This window comes from Vibrio variabilis, assembly GCF_003263785.1.
GTDB lineage: Bacteria > Pseudomonadota > Gammaproteobacteria > Enterobacterales > Vibrionaceae > Vibrio > Vibrio variabilis.
The window spans coordinates 1-2,446 of the sequence record NZ_JYJK01000100.1 but is presented as its reverse complement, the minus strand read 5'-3'; the positions used below and the strand labels follow the sequence as shown (position 1 = coordinate 2,446).

Below are 2,446 nucleotides of genomic sequence, written 5' to 3'. Positions count from 1 at the left end.
ACATATGCTTGTTGATCCTGATTTCCACGGGCTTGGAGTTGGTCGTAAGATGATGGAACTGATGCAAAGCAAGTACAAAGACTTCCATCAACAAATGTTAACTGCGGACGGTGAAGCAGTAGATTTTTATAAAGCACTAGGTTTTGAAAGGGCGGGTAAAACCGAACCTATGTGGGTGTACGCAGGTAACGATCACTGACCCAAGCACCTCTACATAACAAATTGTTCAAGCAGACAGCTAACAGTCGGCGATTTTGGTTTGGTTGAGTGCAGTGATTACGGTGGCTTTGTTTGGGTGTGGTGGCAGTTAGCTGCTGCTTAACAAGGCGTTAGCTTTCTCGGTTAAGTTCATTGGAGTAGGGGTTCATCGTCCTAGCTTTACACCTGCTCGTCAGTGCAGAATCGCAAATCCACACGTGCTGTTTCTTTTGCTTGGAAAGGGCTTCAATCAACTTCGAGTATGGTGCACTTGGTTGTCAGCATCAGCGCAAGAGCCTTGAGTTGCCTTTAAGTATCGCCATCTTTGGCAACAAGTTGGTGGAAGGTTCATTGCTTCTGCATTTGGGGGCATCGACGGCGTCAGCTTTGGAGCGTTTCTTTAAGAACTTGGTGCCAAAAGTCGGCTGCATCGCACGAAAAAAGCTAACAAATTGCTCAAGCAGACAGCTAACAGTTGGCGATTTTGGTTTGGTAGAGTTCAGTGATTACGTGGCTTTGCTTGAGTGTCTTGGTAGTTAGCTGCAACTTAGCAAGGCGTTATGGCTCTCGAGATTTAATATCAATAAACTCACATTCAACAATGAGCTAATTGCCGATGTAGCCCATTTATTATTTACAGGTTTTCAAATATGCATGACTCATTAAGACGCAAAGTCATTGAAGTTTGCCAAAAGAAACTAGATCAAAAGGGTGAGAACGTAGGGGTATCGTTCTACGCGTTTTTCGCCAACAAAAATGATGACCCAGAGTTGCTAATGGAAGCGGCAACGTGGTGGATACAAGAGCACAAGCTTGATCACTTCGAGAAAGCTAAAAAGATAAAGGTAATGGTTGAGGCAGGGCAGTAATGTACTTGCTGACAGTTCAAGCCATAACAAATTGTTCAAGCAGACAGCTAACAGTTGGCGATTTTGGTTTGAATTGAGTTTAGTGATTACGGTGGTTTTGTTTGAGTGTAGGGGTAGTTAGCTGCTACTTAACAAGGCGTTAGGTTGTAGTGGTCAACAAATTCCGGACACTAACTTAAGCCGATTTTCGGCAGTAACTGGCGACAGCCCATCATTTGCCTGATGAGGCCGTTGCCTATTGTAGTAATCCATCAAGTAATAGCTGATATCCTTCTTTGCCTGAGTTTGGGTCAGATAACCATTAGCTGGTATCCATTCGGTTTTTAAGCTTCTAAATAGCCTTTCCATCGGAGCGTTGTCCCAACAGTTACCACGACGACTCATGCTCTGAGTTATACGATATCGCCAAAGCCTTTGACGGTATTTTAGGCTACTGTATTGGCTTCCTTGGTCTGAGTGGAACATCACGTTGCTAGGCCGTCCTCGTTGTTCCCAAGCCATATCCAAGGCTTTGCAAGTCAACTCTCCATTGGGTTTGTCTGATAGTGCCCAACCCACTACACGGCGGCTAAATAAGTCGAGTACAACAGCCAGATAACTCCACTTTGAACCGGACCAGATGTAAGTAATATCGCCACACCACACTTCATTTGGAGTGGTAACAGAGAACTCACGCTTCAACCTATTGGGGATATCTGGTCGCTCTAGCTTAGCCTGCTTATAGCGATGCGAGCCTGGCTGTTTGCTTATTAGCTCGGCTTCTTGCATAAGCTTTCGTACTTTGAATCGTCCGACATCGAAGCCTTCAGACTGCAGCATAGAAGCAAGAGTCCGACTACCAGCGGCGCCGCGACTCATGTTAAAGAGCTGCTTAACTCGGCTTGCTAACCGAATGCGATTAGCATCCGGTTTTCGCTGTTTAAACTCGTAGTAGCAGGAAGACGCGACATTGAACAGCTCACAAAGAGCTTTGACCGGTTCATGCTCCCTCAACTGGTCAATTAACGAGAACGTTCGAGTTCGTCCGACATTAAGAGAGCTGTAGCTTTTTTTAGTATAGATTTTTCTCTTTCTAAGCGATTAATCCTAGCTTCTAACTCTTGGATCTTCTGCTGTTCTGGCGTCAGAGCTTTAACCGTTGGCGTTTCTCCGCCACGCTCAATCTTGAGTTGATCGACCCAGCGTCGTAAGGCCGTATCACCGATGTCTAGAGAGCGTGCCGCCTCAGATATTGAATAACCTTGATCAAGAACCAAGCATGCGGCATCTACTTTGAACTCAGTAGAAAATGTACGTCGTTGTCGTTTTGTCATTGAACACCTCATTTATGGTGGAGACTTTACCACCTAATTTGGTGTCCGGGATCATTAAACCACTAC

General features: G+C 45.3%; 4 protein-coding genes. 3 read left to right on the top strand and 1 reads right to left on the bottom strand.

Features of this window, described 5'->3' with window-relative positions; translation table 11 throughout:
• The 3 genes from TZ48_RS18545 to TZ48_RS18535 form a co-directional block, all read left to right on the top strand.
• The coding region (locus TZ48_RS18545) for a GNAT family N-acetyltransferase (protein ID WP_162674655.1) at nucleotides 1–199 on the top strand (199 nt) is incomplete at its 5' end.
• 233 nt (nucleotides 200–432) lie between these two features.
• The gene (locus tag TZ48_RS18540) at nucleotides 433–738 is read left to right on the top strand and encodes a hypothetical protein (RefSeq protein WP_112480229.1); all 306 of its coding nucleotides are present in this window, start codon (nucleotides 433–435) and stop codon (nucleotides 736–738) included.
• Nucleotides 739–848: 110 nt separating this feature from the next.
• Nucleotides 849–1,067 carry a DUF6500 family protein gene (locus TZ48_RS18535; RefSeq protein ID WP_112480228.1) on the top strand — a complete coding sequence of 73 codons (219 nt, stop codon included), beginning with the start codon at nucleotides 849–851 and terminating at the stop codon, nucleotides 1,065–1,067.
• 153 nt (nucleotides 1,068–1,220) lie between these two features.
• On the opposite strand, the gene TZ48_RS18530 is transcribed toward TZ48_RS18535, so the two are convergent.
• Nucleotides 1,221–2,380, bottom strand: a protein-coding gene (locus TZ48_RS18530; protein ID WP_420822963.1) for an IS3 family transposase whose coding sequence is annotated in 2 segments (ribosomal slippage) — nucleotides 1,221–2,122 and nucleotides 2,122–2,380 — 1,161 coding nt in all. Because the reading frame shifts where the segments join, the coding sequence is not laid out codon by codon here.
• Nucleotides 2,381–2,446: the final 66 nt, after the last annotated feature.